This is a genomic window from Yoonia sp. 2307UL14-13 (assembly GCF_037572755.1).
Taxonomy (GTDB): domain Bacteria; phylum Pseudomonadota; class Alphaproteobacteria; order Rhodobacterales; family Rhodobacteraceae; genus Yoonia.
This window is the reverse complement of sequence record NZ_JBBIFZ010000006.1, coordinates 30860-48482: the sequence shown is the minus strand read 5'-3', so window position 1 is coordinate 48482 and position 17623 is coordinate 30860. Positions and strand designations below refer to the sequence as shown.

At 58.7% G+C, this 17623-nt stretch carries 17 protein-coding genes; 10 read left to right on the top strand and 7 right to left on the bottom strand.

Annotation, left to right across the window (positions count from 1 at the left end):
• Window positions 1–9: 9 nt before the first annotated feature.
• From V8J85_RS14655 to V8J85_RS14645, 3 genes are all read right to left on the bottom strand, one after another.
• Window positions 10–789, bottom strand: coding sequence for a hypothetical protein (locus tag V8J85_RS14655; RefSeq protein WP_339954505.1), 780 nt, complete (start codon window positions 787–789; stop codon window positions 10–12).
• Complete coding sequence (locus V8J85_RS14650; protein ID WP_339954504.1) at window positions 790–1779, bottom strand: LysM peptidoglycan-binding domain-containing protein; 990 nt, start codon at window positions 1777–1779, stop codon at window positions 790–792.
• A 124-nt stretch (window positions 1780–1903) separates the two neighbouring features.
• Complete coding sequence (locus V8J85_RS14645; protein ID WP_339954503.1) at window positions 1904–2449, bottom strand: thioredoxin family protein; 546 nt, start codon at window positions 2447–2449, stop codon at window positions 1904–1906.
• An 83-nt stretch (window positions 2450–2532) separates the two neighbouring features.
• Here V8J85_RS14645 and V8J85_RS14640 point away from each other — a divergent pair, with 83 nt between their 5' ends.
• Together V8J85_RS14640 and V8J85_RS14635 are read left to right on the top strand one after the other, a co-directional pair.
• A complete protein-coding gene (locus V8J85_RS14640) occupies window positions 2533–3378 on the top strand; it encodes an LOG family protein (protein WP_339954502.1) in 846 nt (281 codons plus the stop codon).
• 113 nt (window positions 3379–3491) lie between these two features.
• Window positions 3492–4523 (top strand): hypothetical protein, encoded by a 1032-nt coding sequence (locus tag V8J85_RS14635; RefSeq protein WP_339954501.1) that lies wholly within the window; start codon window positions 3492–3494, stop codon window positions 4521–4523.
• A gap of 35 nt (window positions 4524–4558) precedes the next feature.
• Here the strand turns inward: V8J85_RS14635 and V8J85_RS14630 are convergent, their stop codons facing one another.
• Window positions 4559–5602 (bottom strand): LacI family transcriptional regulator, encoded by a 1044-nt coding sequence (locus V8J85_RS14630; protein ID WP_339954500.1) that lies wholly within the window; start codon window positions 5600–5602, stop codon window positions 4559–4561.
• Window positions 5603–5808: 206 nt separating this feature from the next.
• Between V8J85_RS14630 and V8J85_RS14625 the strand changes: the two genes are divergently transcribed.
• From V8J85_RS14625 to V8J85_RS14595, 7 genes are all read left to right on the top strand, one after another.
• The gene (locus tag V8J85_RS14625) at window positions 5809–7035 is read left to right on the top strand and encodes an ABC transporter substrate-binding protein (RefSeq protein WP_339954499.1); all 1227 of its coding nucleotides are present in this window, start codon (window positions 5809–5811) and stop codon (window positions 7033–7035) included.
• A gap of 81 nt (window positions 7036–7116) precedes the next feature.
• Entirely contained in the window at window positions 7117–8034 is a 918-nt protein-coding gene (locus V8J85_RS14620; protein WP_339954498.1) for a carbohydrate ABC transporter permease, read from the top strand.
• Between the two features lie 10 nt (window positions 8035–8044).
• Window positions 8045–8938 (top strand): carbohydrate ABC transporter permease, encoded by an 894-nt coding sequence (locus tag V8J85_RS14615; protein WP_339954703.1) that lies wholly within the window; start codon window positions 8045–8047, stop codon window positions 8936–8938.
• An 81-nt stretch (window positions 8939–9019) separates the two neighbouring features.
• Window positions 9020–10096 carry an ABC transporter ATP-binding protein gene (locus tag V8J85_RS14610; protein WP_339954702.1) on the top strand — a complete coding sequence of 359 codons (1077 nt, stop codon included), beginning with the start codon at window positions 9020–9022 and terminating at the stop codon, window positions 10094–10096.
• On the top strand, window positions 10093–12477 hold the full coding sequence (locus V8J85_RS14605; RefSeq protein ID WP_339954497.1) for a beta-mannosidase: 2385 nt from the start codon (window positions 10093–10095) through the stop codon (window positions 12475–12477). Before V8J85_RS14610 ends, V8J85_RS14605 begins: the two co-directional genes overlap by 4 nt.
• Window positions 12478–12492: 15 nt before the next feature.
• Window positions 12493–13239 carry a sugar phosphate isomerase/epimerase family protein gene (locus V8J85_RS14600; RefSeq protein ID WP_339954496.1) on the top strand — a complete coding sequence of 249 codons (747 nt, stop codon included), beginning with the start codon at window positions 12493–12495 and terminating at the stop codon, window positions 13237–13239.
• A 10-nt stretch (window positions 13240–13249) separates the two neighbouring features.
• A complete protein-coding gene (locus V8J85_RS14595) occupies window positions 13250–14368 on the top strand; it encodes a Gfo/Idh/MocA family protein (protein WP_339954495.1) in 1119 nt (372 codons plus the stop codon).
• Here the strand turns inward: V8J85_RS14595 and V8J85_RS14590 are convergent.
• The 3 genes from V8J85_RS14590 to V8J85_RS14580 all read right to left on the bottom strand — a co-directional run bounded on the left by V8J85_RS14590 (window position 14365) and on the right by V8J85_RS14580 (window position 16395).
• Entirely contained in the window at window positions 14365–14580 is a 216-nt protein-coding gene (locus tag V8J85_RS14590) for a hypervirulence associated TUDOR domain-containing protein (RefSeq protein ID WP_339954494.1), read from the bottom strand. The genes V8J85_RS14595 and V8J85_RS14590 overlap by 4 nt on opposite strands.
• 45 nt (window positions 14581–14625) lie before the next feature.
• Window positions 14626–15801 (bottom strand): 23S rRNA (adenine(2503)-C(2))-methyltransferase RlmN, encoded by a 1176-nt coding sequence (rlmN, locus tag V8J85_RS14585; protein WP_339954493.1) that lies wholly within the window; start codon window positions 15799–15801, stop codon window positions 14626–14628.
• A 93-nt stretch (window positions 15802–15894) separates the two neighbouring features.
• The gene (locus tag V8J85_RS14580) at window positions 15895–16395 is read right to left on the bottom strand and encodes an invasion associated locus B family protein (protein ID WP_339954701.1); all 501 of its coding nucleotides are present in this window, start codon (window positions 16393–16395) and stop codon (window positions 15895–15897) included.
• Window positions 16396–16603: 208 nt separating this feature from the next.
• Here V8J85_RS14580 and V8J85_RS14575 point away from each other — a divergent pair, with 208 nt between their 5' ends.
• Window positions 16604–17593: an asparaginase gene (locus V8J85_RS14575; RefSeq protein WP_339954492.1), complete on the top strand. Its 990-nt coding sequence runs from the start codon at window positions 16604–16606 to the stop codon at window positions 17591–17593.
• Window positions 17594–17623: the final 30 nt, after the last annotated feature.

Below are 17623 nucleotides of genomic sequence, written 5' to 3'. Positions count from 1 at the left end.
TGACCGGGATCAATCAACGCTGCCCAGCCCCGCTGCCGTGAATTTGGATACGAATGCGGGATCGATGTCTTCGTAGTAGCGGCGGATCAGCAGGGCCTTTTGCCGTATGAGCGCGTGATCGCGGGCAAGGCGTGCCAGGTCTTCCGGTGCATGCAGAAGAAGTTCCGCATAGGTGTTGATGTCGTTCTCGAGGCTGGATGCGCCATAGTCCGAAACGAACCCCGCTTTGTAGTAAGGCTGGAGGTCGATCGCGTAGGTCGTGGCTGCGGCCAATCTGTCGCGGTCATCGGTTGGAAAGCTGACATCCGCCGGTAGCAGCGCCGACCACTGTTCGCGGGGAAACGGGTATGACGCGACAAGTAGGCTGGAATATTCATGATGAAAGGCACGCTGGACAAAGCCATCGTGTTGGCCCGGCACGATATAGTCGGTCGCCAGAATGATCCAGAGGGGTGGTTGTACAGTGCCGCCGACCCTTGTTCCGGATATCGTCAATTCGCCCGCGATGGCCAGACCGGGTGGGACCTGCCGGAAGGTGTCGGGTGGATAGGCGGCCAACGCATCATCAATGGCCCCAAGCGCCAGTGCAAGCTGCCATCGCGACGGTGACGTCCCGTCTATGCGCGGGTCGAGGCCAAGTTCGGCGACGGAGGTCGTCGTCAGCGTGGCACCGGTCAACGACGTCAGTTTGGTCGTCAGGGTCGAAATGCGCCACTCTACCCAGGCAAATGCCGCGGCGGCGATCAGTGCCGCGGCGGCAGAGGCGAAAATAAGGCGTTTGGCCGTCACCTATTGCTGGACGGCGATCGTCGTCGCGGTCGCCCCGACCAATATCACCGTCATGGTGCTTGCATAAGCGGGCGCAGCCACGCCTGATGCCCCACCCGAGAAGAAAACGCTGGCACCGTAAGCCACCGTGATGATACCCGCCAAGATCAAGGCCCCGGTCGAGGCCTTTCGAAAAACGTCACCCCAATCGGTTTCGGGTGCCCGGGTCGGGCTGGGGGCGGGATTGTAGCTTGGTGATGTGACCGGGATCGGCACCAGTTCGGGCTTGGGCAACTTTGGCTCGATCTCGAGCTCGATCTTGTAATTCACTGCGAAGAAAGAGTCGCCCGCGATCTTTCCCTTCAGCTCTGGATAGGCGATTTCGGCTTTCAGCACCGGCATGCCCGTGCTGGACGAGAATTCGATACCAACGGCGGTTTTCGGAGCGTTGATATTGTTGGCCGACACGATCATCTTGTTGGTGAACTTGATGCTTTTCGTCGTCGGGTCGAACGAGACCTTGTTGCTGGACACCAGCGTCGACAGGCTTGTCTGTGCGGTCGTCTTGCTGCCGAGTTCCCAACTGCCGTTCAAGACGCCGGTCAACGGCACTTTCGTGCCCGGATTCACGAGAATGCGTCCTTTCTGCCGGATACGCGCGATGAACGTTCCATAGTCCAGAACGAGCGGGTCCCCTTTCAGATCGTAGGCGATCGACATGGGCATCTGAATCGACGGAATCTGATCTTTCAGCTTACCGCTTGGGGCCCCGCACTTGTCGGTGCAGACAGGCAATGGCGGATTGTCGGCAACGATGGGCAGCATCAGCGTCGCGTCGGCATAGATGAGGTCGGGATCGACGATCTTTTTGGCGCCGGCATTCACGACATCGGGTTGATTGTTGAAGGCATAGATTCGTGGCCAAGCGTAGGGGTCCCCCAACTTTCGGGCCGCGATATCCCAAAGTGTATCGCCCGATTTTATATTGTAAGGAACACCCGTATATCCCATGTCTGCTTATCCCCAATGTTTCAAAAGGTCTGCGGTGACCCGCGAATAGCCGCAACCAAACGTCACGATTCCAGTGGACGTTACAAGACCCCGAGAATTAAACAACCGATCGATTGCGCCTGTTTCAACGCCATTTGATCGAACAGCCCATGGAGGGGGTCTGCGTGGTCGGGCCGGTGCCGGTCTCGGCCACCTTGCGCATGGCGCCCAGCAGTTCGGGGACACGGTTCGCAGGGTCTTTCATCCCCGCATCGTCGAGCCGTCCGCGATATTGCAGGCCGCCCGTCCGGTCGAAGCCGAAGAAATCTGGTGTGCAGACGGCGTTGTAGGCGCGGGCGGTGCTTTGGTCGGCATCGACCAGATAGGGCACGTCGAGCCCGTGTTGTGCGGCGAAGACGATCATCCTGTCGGGGCTGTCGGCGGGATGGCTGTCCCAATCGTTGCTCATGATGCAGGCGGCGCCGATGCCCTCGGCGCGGAGTGTTTTGATGTCGTTCGCCAGCCGGTCGATTACGGCGACCACATAGGGGCAGTGGTTGCAGATGAACGCGATCAACAGACCCTTTTCACCCATCAGGCTGTCCCGGCTGTGCCGGATGCCTTCGGGGGTGGGCAGATCAAAGTCGGGCGCGGACCAGCCAAAGTCGCAAATCGGGGTTTCCTGCAGCATCCGGCCTCCTTTCGGTGATTGCATATTCCATTGCATCCTGTGGCCCGACGGGCAAGGCTGTCACGAAACAAACAGGACCCGCCATGCAAGACAACCGCCACCACCCGTTTCGTGACAGTCATCAGGACCGCGAGGCGGCAAGCCACATTCCCGACACCCCGCAAACCCGCGCGCCATCCTATGCGCTGGCCTTTGCTGATGAGGATTTCTTGTGTCGCGAGGAATTGCGGCCCGTGCGTCTGCAGCTGGAATTGCTGAAGCCCGAGATGTTCCTGAACGAGGCGGGCATCAACTCGACCATCGTGCTGTTCGGTGGTGCGCGTATCCCGGAACCGGCCAAAAAGGATGGCGCGCGGACGCAGACGCTGGCCGACCTCAGCCGGTATTACGACGAGGCGCGGCGCTTTGCCGAGATGATGACGCGGACATCGCTGGAAGGTGGCGGGACCGAGGATGTCATCGTCACCGGCGGTGGCCCCGGCGTGATGGAGGCCGGCAATCGCGGCGCACAGGATGCCGGGGGCCGGTCCATCGGGTTGAACATCGTGCTGCCGCATGAGCAGGCCCCGAACCCGTATGTGACGCCCGATCTGTGCTTCAACTTCCACTATTTCGCGATCCGCAAGATGCATTTCCTGATGCGCGCCTCGGCCGTCTGCGTCTTTCCCGGCGGGTTCGGCACGCTGGACGAATTGTTCGAGGCGCTGACCCTGATCCAGACGGGGCGCATGGCGCAGGTGCCGTTCCTGCTGTTCGGGCGGGAGTTCTGGGAAAAGATCATCGATTGGGAGGCGCTGGCGGATGCGGGTACGATTTCGGAGGATGATCTGAAACTGTTCCGGTTCGTCGAGACAGCGGATGAGGCCGTGGCGGCCTTGGACAGTTGGGAAGGCAAGGGCGAGAAGCGCGGGGTTATTCCGGGGCGGTGATGGGGTGAGTTTGACACTTCCGTCAAAAATGGATGCCATACAGTAAAAGTCCAATTTAATCGGGGCTGCTACAACGGCGTAAGATAAAACTTGATTTGAGCCCCAGTTTTTAGATGACATTAGTATACGCTTCTATAGGTCAAAGCAGCGCCACTATAATTTCTGATATTATGCTTAGCCGTAATCGCCCTCGGACTGACGGCAAACCGTTGTGGTTGGTCGCTGAAGACAATGTGCAAGAACACGGTTACGCAACAGTTGGGCATACGCAAAAAACGGTGATGTTCAATCGGCGATGCTTGTACCTCTGGGCAGGAAATATGCTCATTGCACGATCAATATATAAGTTTTTAAGAGCACATTTTAGTAAGTCATTCACAGAAATTGAGCAGTTACTCGAGCAGGAATATTCAAAAGACCAACTTGACCGCGTCGATTATGCTATCGTCCGGTTTAGGAACGGCCAGACCGAATTCTTTGGGTCTGGAGGCATACATACTGATCTAGGGGGAGTAGTGACATGGGAGGCTGGCTCTGGTGGATACTTTGTGGATCCTGCTCACCACCTTGCCGAGCAGACTACAGGGCCAACTGAGGATGGTGACATCCTTAATGCGGAAGCAACGGACCTACTAATTCGCCTTTATCATGGAGAAGCTGGTGCCTATGAGTACCACTCCTTCCGGTCCGGGGGATGGTATGAAGTAACCGTACTTCGGGACGGTCTATTTCATAAAGTCCCATACGCTGTCTGCTACTATGATTTGGATGAAGTTGAAAAGAGTAGCACTTATGAACCAACGATGGCAATTTTTGCGCGCTACATGACCGATACTCTACTGGTGAACAGGGCGTGGGGCGGAAAAGCATCGTTAATTATTAGCTGCGTTGACTCTTTCAAAACTCAGACGGTTCGCAACATCACCGAACCTGATCGTTACTTTCTATCAGGTCTAAATAAATGGCCATTATTGTTTCAACATACGTTTCGCCAAGGCGGCAAGAGTATTATGACGCTCGTTTCTCAGGATGATCAACTTTCTGAGGATATGCAGATACTGGACCTAAGTTCGCCAAGATTTTTAGTGAGCGACGACACTCGTGATTTCATAGATGAGCAACTATTGATAGAAGCGGAAGCCTAAAATCAGACCTTGTGACCGGAGACTCTACCGGGACCTCAACCGCCTGCAGACGTCGGCACTTCCAGTTCCTGCATCGGGGCGAGATCGGGGTGGCGCACGGCTTGCATCGCCGCCTTAGCCAGAAACTCGCCCGCTGTGTTCACCTGTTCGGACATCGTCAGGATGTCGGCGCGGAAGAGTTTGAGGAACGGTACGGCCTCTTTCGCGTAAACGTCGACCTCTTGTCCGACGGTTGCGCCGAATTTCTCGATCCCTGCCACGGCGGCCATGGCTGATGAGGTCGAGGCGCAGAGGACCGCGTCGATATCGCTTTGCCGTCCCAAGATGTCGATCATGAAATCCACGATCTCTCCGCTGACACTGTCGCTGGTGATGCCTTTGGCGATCGTGCAGCCGATCCGACCCGCCTTGGCCGCGTTTTGCGCGCCGTCGATCATGTGCAGGGCATAGTTCTGTGCCTGGGGCGGCGCGATGACGAGGATGTGCTTGCGTCCGCGCCCGATCAGCTCGTCCGTGGCCAGGTAGGCGAAGGCGCGATTGTCGAAATCGTAATAGGGGTGCTGATCCGCCCAGTCGGTTCGGCCATGGGTGGCGAAAGGGAATTTGCGGTCCATCAGGTAGGCGACCCGGGGGTCCTGAGGCTGGATCTGGTTGAGGATCACCGCATCCGCCGATCCGGTTTCCACGATGTAACGCACCGGGTCCATCCGGTCCTGATCGGGGAAGAACGGGGTCATGATCATGTGAAACGGCGTGTTACGCAGCCCGCTGGCGACAGAGGCGATCAGGCGCGCATTGTGGGTCATCAGGTCATGTTCGGTGGACATGACAAGGCTGATCACGTTGGTCCGCCCGGTGCGCAGGCGCACGCCCGCCCGGTTGGGCACATAGCCGATTTCGGTCGCGATGCGGCGGATCAGTTTCTTGGTTTCACTGCCGATATCGGGTGCGTCGTTCAAGGCGCGCGAGACTGTCGGCACCGCAAGGCCGCTGATCCGGGCGATGGTTTTCAGCGTCGGCTTTTCGGTTTTGGCTGGCCCGTCGGACGGATGTTCCGGTGGTGCCTTTTGCTGCGACATTTTGTGCCAAGCTCCCGTTTTTTTGACCCGTTTTCGAGGTCCATCGCCTGCTTCGGATATCAGCGATTGTTGGAAAATCGCTTCAAATACGGATGTTTATCGCGGCCACATCCTGATTTTCCCCATACTGGCTTAATACTTCTTGCGAGGTCAATCTAAATCGTTATAGATTTTCTGTAACGATTTAGAACCAGGGAGAGAGAATCGTGAAACTGACAACAAAACTGCTTGCTGCGACTGCCATGGTCAGCGCGTCCGCCGTGTCTGCCGTGGAATTGGAGGTGACCCATTGGTGGACGTCGGGCGGTGAAGCCGCCGCCGTCGCGAAATTCGCCGAAGCCTGGGATGCAACAGGCAATACGTGGGTCGATGGCGCGATCGCCGGTTCCGGCGGTACAGCGCGCCCCATCATTATCAGCCGTATCCTGGGCGGTGACCCGATGGGTGCTACGCAGTTGAACCATGGTCGTCAGGCAGAGGAACTGATCGAAGCTGGTTTGCTCTTGGACCTGACCGATGTGGCCGAAGCGCAGGGTTGGAAAGATATCGTGAACCCGTCGTCGCTGCTGGATGCCTGTACGCTGGATGGCCGTATCTACTGCGCGCCGGTCAACATCCATTCCTGGCAATGGATCTGGCTGAGTCATGACGCCTTTGAAAAGGCGGGCGTCGATGTGCCCGCGAATTGGGATGAATTCGCCGCCGCCGCGCCCAAGCTGGAAGAGGCGGACCTTGTCCCGCTGGCCATGGGTCAGCAGGGCTGGCAGCAGAACGGTGCATTTGGCGTCATGACCGTGGCGATTGCCGGGCTTGATGCATGGCGCAAGGTTGTCGTCGACAAGGACGCAGACGCAGCGCGCGGACCGGAATATGCCGCCGTGTTCGAAGCGGCAGTTGATGCCCGCGAAATGGCTGCCAATTCCAACGTGCAGGATTGGAACCAGGCCACCAACATGGTGATCACCGGTCAGGCCGGCGGTCAGATCATGGGTGACTGGGCGCAAGGTGAATTCCAGGTGGCCGGTCAGGTCGCGGGCGAAGACTATACCTGCCTGCCCGGTCTGGGCGTGAACGAAATCCTGGATACCGGCGGTGATGCGTTCTATTTCCCCGTTCAGGACGATCCAGAGATCGAAGCGGCGCAGAAAGAATTCGCCGCCATGCTCCTTAGCCCCGAAGTGCAGGTATCCTTCAACCTTGCCAAGGGCTCTCTTCCTGTCCGTGGCGACGTTGATCTTTCCGCAGCGAACGATTGCATGCAGAAAGGTCTGGAGATCCTGGCCGCAGGTGGCATCATGCCATCAGGTGACATGAACCTGTCCGCCGACACGCAGACCCAGATCGAGGACCTGATGGCCGAATTCTGGTCCAGCGACATGTCTGCCGCCGACGCGCAAGAGCGTTATGCCAGCATCATCGAGACAGCCGATTAAGGCCACTCGCAGGTGGTGCAGCGCTATTTTGCGCTGCACCAAACCAAACCGTGACATCTTTCCCGTAACGGAGCCGACACGATGACCGTGATTTCGGACCATTCGACAAGCGCGTCCAAACGCCCGAACCGGTTGTTCAGAAACCTGATGGCCAAGGTCGCGTCGATCCCGATGATCCTGACCGCCCTGGTCGTGTTCGTTGGCGGAACGACCTGGACGATCGTCTATTCCTTCACCGGATCGCGCATGCTGCCCAAGACCAACTGGGTCGGCCTTGATCAATATGAACGTCTTTGGACGACGGATCGCTGGATCATCTCGATCAAGAACCTTGCGCTGTATGGCGTCTGTTCCCTGATCCTGACGCTGGTGATCGGGTTCACGCTGGCCGCCCTGCTGGACCGCAAGATCAGGGGCGAAAACGTCTTTCGCACCATTTTCCTTTATCCTTTCGCCTTGTCATTTGTTGTCACCGGCCTTGCCTGGCAATGGATCCTCAACCCCGATTTCGGCTTGCAGAGCGTGGTGCGGGATTGGGGTTGGAACAGTTTCACGTTCAATCCGCTCAACGACCCCGATACGGTCATGTTCGGCCTGCTGATCGCAGGTATCTGGCAGGGGTCGGGCCTGATCATGTGCATCATGCTGGCCGGTCTGCGCGGTATTGACGAAGACATCTGGAAAGCCGCCCGCGTTGACGGGATCGGCACAGTCAAGACCTACGTCCAGATCATCATCCCGATGATGCGGCCTGTTTTCATCACCGCCCTCGTCCTGATCGCCAGCGGGATCATCAAACTATATGACCTTGTGGTCGCCCAGACGAATGGTGGGCCGGGGCTAAGCTCTGAGGTGCCTGCGAAATACGTCATCAACTACATGTTCCGCGCTCAGAACCTTGGGCAGGGCTTTGCAGCCTCGACCATGATGCTGGTGTCGGTGGTGATCATCCTGATCCCGTGGGCTTACCTTGAATTCGGAGGCAAGAAACGTGGCTGATGCATCCCTGATGTCCCCTGCGGCTATCGAGGCCCGCGGCCCGAAACCCAAAAAGGCGTTCAGCCGCGCGAATATCTTTATCTACGGCACACTCCTTCTTGTCAGCGTCTACTATCTCCTCCCGTTATACGTGATGATCGTGACCTCCTTGAAAGGCATGCCCGAAATCCGGATGGGCAACGTCTTTGGGCCCCCACTGGAGATCACGTTCGAACCGTGGGTCAAGGCCTGGTCGCAAGCCTGCACCGGCCTTGACTGCACGGGGCTTTCCAAAGGGTTCTGGAATTCGGTCCAGATCCTGATCCCGTCGGTCGTGCTGTCGATCGCGATTGCCTCGGTGAATGGCTATGCGTTGGCCAACTGGCGGTTCAAAGGGTCCGAGGTGTTCTTTACCATCCTCATCATCGGCGCCTTCATCCCCTATCAGACGATGCTGTATCCCATCGTGATCATGCTGCGCGAGATCAGGTTGATGGGTGATCTTTGGGGGCTGGTGCTGGTGCACACAGTTTTCGGGATGCCGATCCTGACGCTGCTGTTCCGCAACTACTTTACCTCTGTCCCGGAAGAACTGTTCAAGGCGGCCCGGGTGGATGGCGCCGGGTTCTGGGGTATCTATTTCCGGATCATGCTGCCAATGGCGCTGCCGATTTTCGTCGTGGCGATCATCCTGCAGGTGACGGGTATCTGGAACGATTTCCTGTTCGGCGTGATCTATACCAAGCCGCAGACCTACCCGATGACCGTGCAGCTGAATAACATCGTGAACTCGGTCCAGGGGATCAAGGAATACAATGTCAACATGGCGGCGACGTTGCTGACCGGGCTCGTCCCGTTGGTCATCTATTTCGCCTCTGGCAAGTTGTTCGTGCGCGGGATCGCCGCGGGCGCTGTGAAAGGATAAACGATGGTTCTGCACAGTTTGGTCAAATCCGCAGACGATGTACCGCCCGTCACGACCTCGACAGGAGAAGATACCAGTACGATGACCCATTCCGTTGAAATCAAAGACCTCGACCTTGCATTCGGGGCGGTGAAGGTACTGCAAGATCTGAACCTGAACATCGATGAAGGTGAGTTTCTGGTTTTGCTGGGATCATCCGGGTGCGGGAAATCGACGCTGCTGAATTGTATCGCGGGCCTGCTTGAGGTCACGGATGGCCAGATCTTCATCAAAGGCAAGAACGTCACATGGGCTGAGCCCAGCGAGCGCGGCATCGGCATGGTGTTCCAATCCTACGCGCTGTATCCGCAGATGACTGTGAAAGGGAACTTGTCATTCGGGCTCAAAAACGCGCGGGTCCCCAAGGCCGAGATCGAAAAGCGCGTCGCGCGGGCAGCGGAGATTTTGCAGATTCAGCCGCTTTTGGATCGTAAGCCCGGTGCATTGTCGGGTGGCCAGCGGCAGCGGGTCGCTATCGGTCGGGCGCTGGTGCGCGATGTGGATGTGTTTTTGTTCGATGAACCCCTGTCGAACCTTGATGCCAAGCTGCGGGTCGATCTGCGGGTTGAACTGAAGCGGCTGCACAACCAGCTGCAGAACACGATGATCTATGTGACCCATGATCAGGTCGAGGCGATGACCTTGGCGGATCGGATCGCCGTCATGAAAGGCGGCAACATCATGCAGTTGGGCACACCGGACCAGATCTATAACCAGCCGCGCAATCTGTATGTCGCCGATTTTATCGGCAGCCCGTCAATGAACTTTATCGAAGGGCATCTGGAAGATGGGACCTTTAAGGCAGATGGTATGACCATCCCGATGGATGGTTATGCGTTCGCAGGCCAGCCCGTAGATAGGCCCGCCGTCATCGGCATTCGGCCCGAACACGTGATCACCGGTGAATTGGCCGACAAGGCACCGCTGCAATTCGATGTGCAGATCGATCTGGTCGAACCCATGGGGTCGGACACGCTTGTCTATGCGAGCCTCGGGGGTAAGGCGTTTCGTGTGCGGATGGATGGTCAGGCCTCTGTCCGGTCGGGCGAGACCCTGCGCATCGGGATCGACCCATCGCGCGCGTCGCTTTTTGACAAAGGGACCGAGGACCGCCTGTGACCCATGTAAACCTTGCGGGTGAATGGCGACTGTCGGACGATAGTGGCGCATATACCTGCCCCATGCACATGCCGACCGATGGGATCACTGCGCTGCATCGGGCGGGGCTGATCAACGATCCCTATTGGGGCCGGAACGAGTATGATCTGCGATGGATCTGCGAACGCGATTGGACGGCGACGCGGACGTTTGACCTGACAGAAACGGATGTCGATCTGGTTTTGTCCGGCGTCGATACGGTTGTCACGGTCAAGGTGAATGATCGGGTTGTCCTGCAGGCCGAGAATGCGTTTCGGGATTATCGCGTCGCATTGACGGATGCCGCACGGGTCGGCACGAATACGATCAGCGTGACGTTTCATTCGCCGGTTGCCGTCGGCGCGGAAAAGCTGGCCGCGCATCCATTCCACATCCCCAACGGCATTAATTGCCCGATCCCGAACGGCAACATGCTGCGCAAACCGGCCTGCGATTTTGGCTGGGACTGGAACATCGCGCTGGCGCCGTTCGGGATTTACGGGACGATGGCGATCGAAGCCTCTGACGCGCCGCGCATCGACCGGATCATGGTCGCGCAGGATCATGATGACGATGGTGTCGATCTGACCCTGACGGTGCATGTCACTGGCCCGGATGGCGATGTGACCGCGCGGATCGCCGATCAGGAAGTGTGCGCACGCTGTGTGTACGGTGTGTGTACGCTGTCTGTACGCATTGCACACCCCCGTTTGTGGTGGCCTGCGGGGCAGGGGGACCAGCCGCTTTACGACCTGGAAGTGACCTTTGCCAAGGCAAAGGCCACGCGCCGCATCGGTCTGCGCAAGATGGAACTGGTGACCGAAACGGATGCTGTGGGCCTTGGTTTCAAGTTTCGGGTGAACGGTCGCGATGTCTTTGCCAAGGGCGCGAACTGGATCCCGGCAGATGCACTGGCGGGCCGGATTACGCCAGTGAAAACAATGGCTTTGCTGCAATCCGCGGTCGACGCCAACATGAACATGATCCGCATCTGGGGCGGTGGCAGGTATGAGGATGACTGGTTCTACGACCTTTGCGATGAACTGGGTCTGATGGTCTGGCAGGATTTCATGTTCGCCTGCAATCTTTATCCGTCCGATGATGCATTTCTGGATGAAGTACGGGCGGAAGCCATCGATAACGTTTCAAGAATTCACCACCATGCCTGCCTCGCGCTGTGGTGTGGCGACAACGAACTGGTCGGTGCATTGGATTGGTACGACTGCTCTCGCAAAGACCGTGATCGGTATTTGGTGAATTATGACCGTCTGAACCGCACGCTTGAAGTCGCGTTGAAACAGACCGATCCAAACGCCAACTGGTGGCCGTCTTCGCCCACGAAAGGGTACATGAATTTTGGCGATGCCTGGCACGAGGACGGATCGGGCGACATGCATTTCTGGTCGGTCTGGCACGAGGGGCGGGACTTTGAGCACTACCGGGACGTAAGCCCGCGGTTCTGCTCGGAATTCGGGTTTCAAAGCTATCCTTCGATGCGCGCCGTGAACCGGTTTGCTGGCGCGGAGGATCAGAACATCGCGGCGCCCGTTCTGGAGAGCCATCAGAAGAACGAAGGCGGCAACGCCCGCATTGCCGAGACGCTGTTTCGCTATTTCCGCTGGCCGAAGGATTTCGCGAACTTCGTCTATCTGTCGCAGGTTCAGCAGGGCCTTGCGATCAAAACCGCCGTTTCGCATTGGCGCAGCCTCAAGCCCCGTTGCATGGGCACGCTGATCTGGCAGTTGAACGATACGTGGCCCGTTTGCAGCTGGTCATCGCTGAATGATGATGGTGAGTGGAAACTGCTGCACCATATGGCGAAACGGTTCTATGCGCCGGTTCTGGTGACGGCGGTGCCGGACGGCGATGAGATTATTCTGCGTGCGGTCAATGACTTGCCCGAGGCGGTCGTGTTGGACGTCACGGCGCATGCCGTCGGGATGGATGGATCGGTCCGTGCGCTGGGGGCGGCGCAGGTCAATGTGGCCGATCAGGCGGTGGAGGCGATGCGTTTGCCTTCGGATTCCGTTGGCGATCAAGAGATGGTGGTGTTCAACTGGACCGGTCCGAATGGCATCCATGGCGGCGATTTGTTTGCCCCGCATCCGTTCAAGCATTACGATCTGCAGCCCCCATCTTTGCAGCATGCGGTCGCGCAAGAGGGCGCGGATTGGCAGATCACGCTGCGGGTTGAAGCGCTCGCGGTGTTTGTCGCGGTCGAGTCGGATGTGCCTGGTCGGTTCAGCACCAATGCGATCCCCTTGTTTCCCGATTATCCGATCACGATGACATTTATCCCGGATGATCCCGCCGTCGCCCCGCAATTCACATTCCGCGATCTGCATAGCGCCACCTTTGCCTGAGAAAAGGACAGTCTGATGACCCGCATTTCTTACCAACTTTACTGTTCGCGCAATTTCCCTCCGTTGGAGGATACGCTGAGGATGCTGGCGAAGGCCGGGTATCAGGAGGTCGAGGGGTATGGCGCGCTGTTCGCCGATGCCGTGGGCCTGCGCGGGATGCTGGATGCGCATGTGCTGCGGATGACGAGCAGCCATATCAGTATGGACATGATCGCGGGCGACCCGGACGGGACGATCGCGCTGGCTGAGGACCTTGGCATCAAGAAAATATTCGCGCCGTTCCTGGCCCCCGATGATCGGCCTGGCGACAGCGCCGGATGGCGTGCGTTTGGCCAGCGTCTGGCCGAGGCGGCAAAGCCGTTGCAGGCTGCCGGTCTGGTCGTCGGTTGGCACAATCATGCGTTCGAGTTCGATGCGACACCGCAGGGGGACGTGCCGTTGGACCTGATCGTCGCGGCGGATGACAGCCTGATGCTGGAGCTTGATCTGGGATGGGTCCGTGTTGCGGGCCACGATCCGGTGGCCTGGATCGAAAAGTATGCGGGTCGGATCACGACCGTGCATATCAAGGATATCGCCCCCGATGGTCAGGCCGCGGATGAAGACGGGTGGGCCGATGTGGGCCATGGCATCATGGATTGGTCAGCGATCCATACCGCATTACAGGCCACGGGCGTGACCCATTACGTGGCCGAACACGACAACCCCAGTGATCACGAACGTTTTGCCACGCGCAGCATGGCGGCGATGCATTCATTCTAAAGGAAAGACCATGACACAACTTGGCGTCGGCATCATCGGATGCGGCAACATCTCGACTGCCTATTTGCGGCTGGCCCCGCTGTTCAACAACCTGTCGGTCAAGGCGGTGGCGGATATCGACATGGCCGTGGCGCAGTCGCAGGCGGCGGCGTTCGATGTGCGGGCAGAGACGGTGGATGACCTCTTGAATGCACCGGATGTGGATGTGGTCGTGAACCTGACCATACCGGCGGTGCATTATCAGGTCACGCGGTCGATCCTTGAGGCGGGCAAGCATGCCTATTCCGAAAAGCCACTGGTGCTGACGCTTGAAGATGGCGAGGCGTTGCGCGCATTGGCGGCGGCCAAGGGGCTGCGCGTCGGCTCTGCCCCCGATACGTTTCTAGGCGGTGCCCATCAGCAGGCCCGTGCGGCGATCGATGCGGGCGATGTGGGCCGGATCATTGGTGGGACGTGCCACGTCATGAGTCACGGGATGGAGGCCTGGCATCCGAACCCTGATTTCTTTTTCCAGCCCGGCGCTGGGCCGGTTCTGGATATCGGGCCCTATTACGTGACGAACCTGATCCAGCTGATCGGGCCGGTAAAATCGGTGGCAGCGTTGGCCACGGCGACGTTTGATCAGCGGACGATTGGCAGTGGCGACCGGGCGGGTGAGACCGTGCCCGTGGACACGCCGACCAACATTCATGCGCTGCTGGAATTCGCAAATGGTGCGACAGTCACGCTGGGGGCGAGTTGGGATGTCTGGGCGCATGGCCATGCCCCGATGGAGCTGTATGGCGCGGATGGGTCGATCTTTGTGCCCGATCCGAATTTCTTTGGGGGTGAGGTCGCGATGGCGCGTGCCGGGGAAGAAACAGCCGCCTTGCCAGCCTGGGATCATGCGTTTGGTGTGCCGAATGAGGATGCCCGCGCGAATTATCGCTGTGCCGGTTTGGCCGAGATGGCCGCGGCGATCGCCGAGGGTCGCCCGCATCGCTGTAGCCTCGACCTTGCCGTGCATGCGGTTGATGTGATGACCGGGATCATCACGGCGGGGCAGGAACGCCGGTTCGTCGATATGACGACGACGTGTGAGCGACCTGCGGCTTTGTCACCTGATGAGGCGAAGGCGTTGCTGGCTTAGGCTTTCGACAGCTCGGAGCCGGATTTCAGGACTTCGTCGCCGTCGTCTTGTTTGATCTTGTAGGCGGGATCGTCTTCGCTTGCGTCGCGCGTGACCTCGGTTCCTTTGATCGTGAGCGTGATCTTCTGGGTGTATTTTTTGACGACGTCACCAGTCGCGGTGCCGTTGCCCCAGTTCCATTCGACTTTGTCGCCTTCGCTATAGTCTGCCATGGTCGTCCTCTTTCCTTGATCGAAGAGACAACCGTCGATGGCCGATCAGGTTCCGGTCTCGGCCGCGATCTGGGCGCGGGACTTGCGGGCGCGTTCGGTGGCAGACTTCAACTGACCGCAGGCGGCCATGATATCCTCGCCGCGCGGCGTGCGGATGGGGGAAGCATAACCCGCCTTGTAGATGATATCCGCGAAGGCGCGGATGCGGTTGTTGGAAGATCGTTTGTAGGGCGCGCCGGGCCATTCGTTGAAGGGGATCAGGTTGATCTTGGCCGGGATGCCGTCGATCAGTTTGATCAGCCGGCGGGCGTCATCATCGGTGTCGTTGACGCCATCAAGCATGACATATTCAAAGGTGATCCGCTCGGAATTTGACACTTTGGGATAGGTCCGCAGTGCGTCCAACAGATTGTCGATATTCCAGCGTTTGTTGATCGGGACGAGCTTGTTGCGCACGTCGTCGGTCGTGGCGTGGAAGGACACGGCGAGTTGGCAGCCGATTTCTTCGGCCGTCCGGGCGATCTCCGGGACGACGCCGGAGGTCGATAGCGTGATCCGGCGGCGGGACAGTTGAATGCCGTGCGGGTCCATCGCGATTTTCATCGCGTCGCGCACGTTTTCGAAATTGTAGAGCGGTTCGCCCATGCCCATCAGCACGATGTTCGAGAGCAGCCGCATTTCTTCCTTTGGCGCGCCGGGGGTCGGCCATTCCTCCAAGTCATCTCGGGCGAGCATGACCTGCCCGATGATTTCGCCCGCGGTCAGGTTGCGGACCAGTTTCTGTGTGCCGGTATGGCAGAACGAACAGGTCAGCGTGCAGCCAACCTGGGATGAGATACACAGCGTGCCGCGATCTTCCTCGGGGATGTAAACAACCTCGACCTCGTGCCCGCCAGCGATGCGGACGAGGTATTTGCGGGTGCCGTCCTCGGAGACCTGGCGGGTGACGACCTCGGGCAGGGCGATGACGAATTTTTCGGCCAGCATCGCGCGGTAGTCTTTGGCGAGGTTCGTCATCGCGCCGAAATCGCGCACGCCCCAATGGTAGATCCACTGCCAGATCTGGCCGACCCGCATCTTGGCCTGCTTTTCAGGCGTGCCCGCGTCGATCAGCGCGTCCCGCATCGCGTCGCGTGTCATGCCGACAAGATTCACCGGCCCGTCCGGCAGCTTGCGCGGGATGGTCATCACGTCTTGCGTAATCGGGGCCTTGGCGTCCATTTGTCTGCTCCGCAGAAAGGTCAAAGCAGCCATATAGGAGAAAGGCCCGGTTTTCACAAGAAAGCCGGGCCTGACGTTCAGGAAAACATCACGTTAGCTGGTGCAGCGCTTTTCAGCCTCTTCCACCGCGGCGGTGAAGCCCAGCAGGCTGAACGTGTCGATGGTCGTCGTGCCGCGGCTGGAGCGCCCCGTTACGACAGCCTGTGCACCGCGTTTCATCGCGGCGACGAATTTCGCATCGTCTTCGGGGGTGGCGGGCCAGGCTGTTTCGCCTTCGGTGAACATCTGGAATGTCGTACCGCCGACTTCGAGACTGACGGTCGAGCCCCCGGCGAAGGGATAGCCGCCAGCGAACATCACCTGACCGGTTACATCCTCGGCTGGACGGTAGAACACGATCAGGCGGATATCGCCACGGTTCACCGTGACGACGCTGCCATCGCGTCTGTTCACCGTTTCCTTGGGTGCGGAAACGGCCCAGCATTCGTTGGGGTCGCTTTCGACGAAGACGCTCCAATCGGTGTTGGCTGCGATGCGGTTATCGCTTTCCTCTTGCGCGGTTGACATACCCGCAAGACACAACAGCGCGCCCATACTCATTACACGTGAAATGTTCAAAATCATTCTACAGCCTCCAAGCTGTCTTTGCCTCTGTTCCTGCTTTCACCAATCGTGCCTTTAGGTCATCATTTCGGCTGGCAGGCCTTGCTTCAACTCGATAGCCATAGGCTAGCAAAAAATTACCGATGGGGAAAACCCCAATCGCTCCGATCGTGCAATGACTGGGAAATGGGGAAATAAAATGACGCAACCTGTTGATCTGGTCGAGGTCTGGCGTGGGGACCTGATGGAATGCGTGCATCAGGGGCATGCGGTGGTCTGCGATGGGTCCGGTGACGTCGTCGCGGCGTGGGGTGATCCGACCGCGCTGATCTATCCGCGGTCGTCCTGCAAGATGATCCAGGCGTTGCCGTTGGTGGAAAGTGGCGCGCGGCTAAGCGATGAACAACTGGCGCTTGCCTGTGCCTCGCATAATGGGGCGGCGATCCATACGGACCGGGTGAACGCATGGCTGCGCGATCTGGACCTGACCGATGATGCGTTTCGATGCGGGCCGCAGATGCCGAATGACCGTACGGCCCGAGAAGGCCTGATCAAGGCCGACGAAGCCCCCTGTCAGGTGCATAACAACTGCTCGGGCAAGCATGCAGGGTTTTTGATGCTGGCGCAGCATCTGAAGGCCGGGGCGGAGTATCATGAGATTGATCATCCCGTGCAGCAAGCCTGCAAAGCGGCGTTCGAGGAGGTCACGCAAGAGGCCAGCCCAACATTCGGAATCGACGGATGTTCCGCCCCGAACCATGCCTGTACCCTGCATGGATTGGCGAAGGCGATGGCGTTTTTCGCCAGCGCGCAGGATCGGTCGGATGCCCGCAGTCAGGCGGCAGTGAAACTGACCCATGCCATGGCGAAATACCCGGAACTTGTCGCGGGAGAGGGCCGCGCTTGCACCGAACTGATGCGCGCGATGGGCGGCAAAGTGTCGATCAAGACCGGGGCCGAGGGGGTCTTTACCGCGATCATCCCCGAGAAACGGCTGGGTGTTGCGGTCAAGATCGCCGACGGTGCGACGCGGGCGAGCGAATGCGTGATTGCCGCGATCCTTGTACGCCTTGGGGTGCTGAACCCTGATCATCCGGCGACACAGGCCCGGATGATGGCCCCGATCACGAACCGCCGCGATATACTGACCGGACAGATCAAGCCGGTTGCCGCGTTGCATCCCGTTTGATCACAAGGCACACCAACGATATCCCAAACC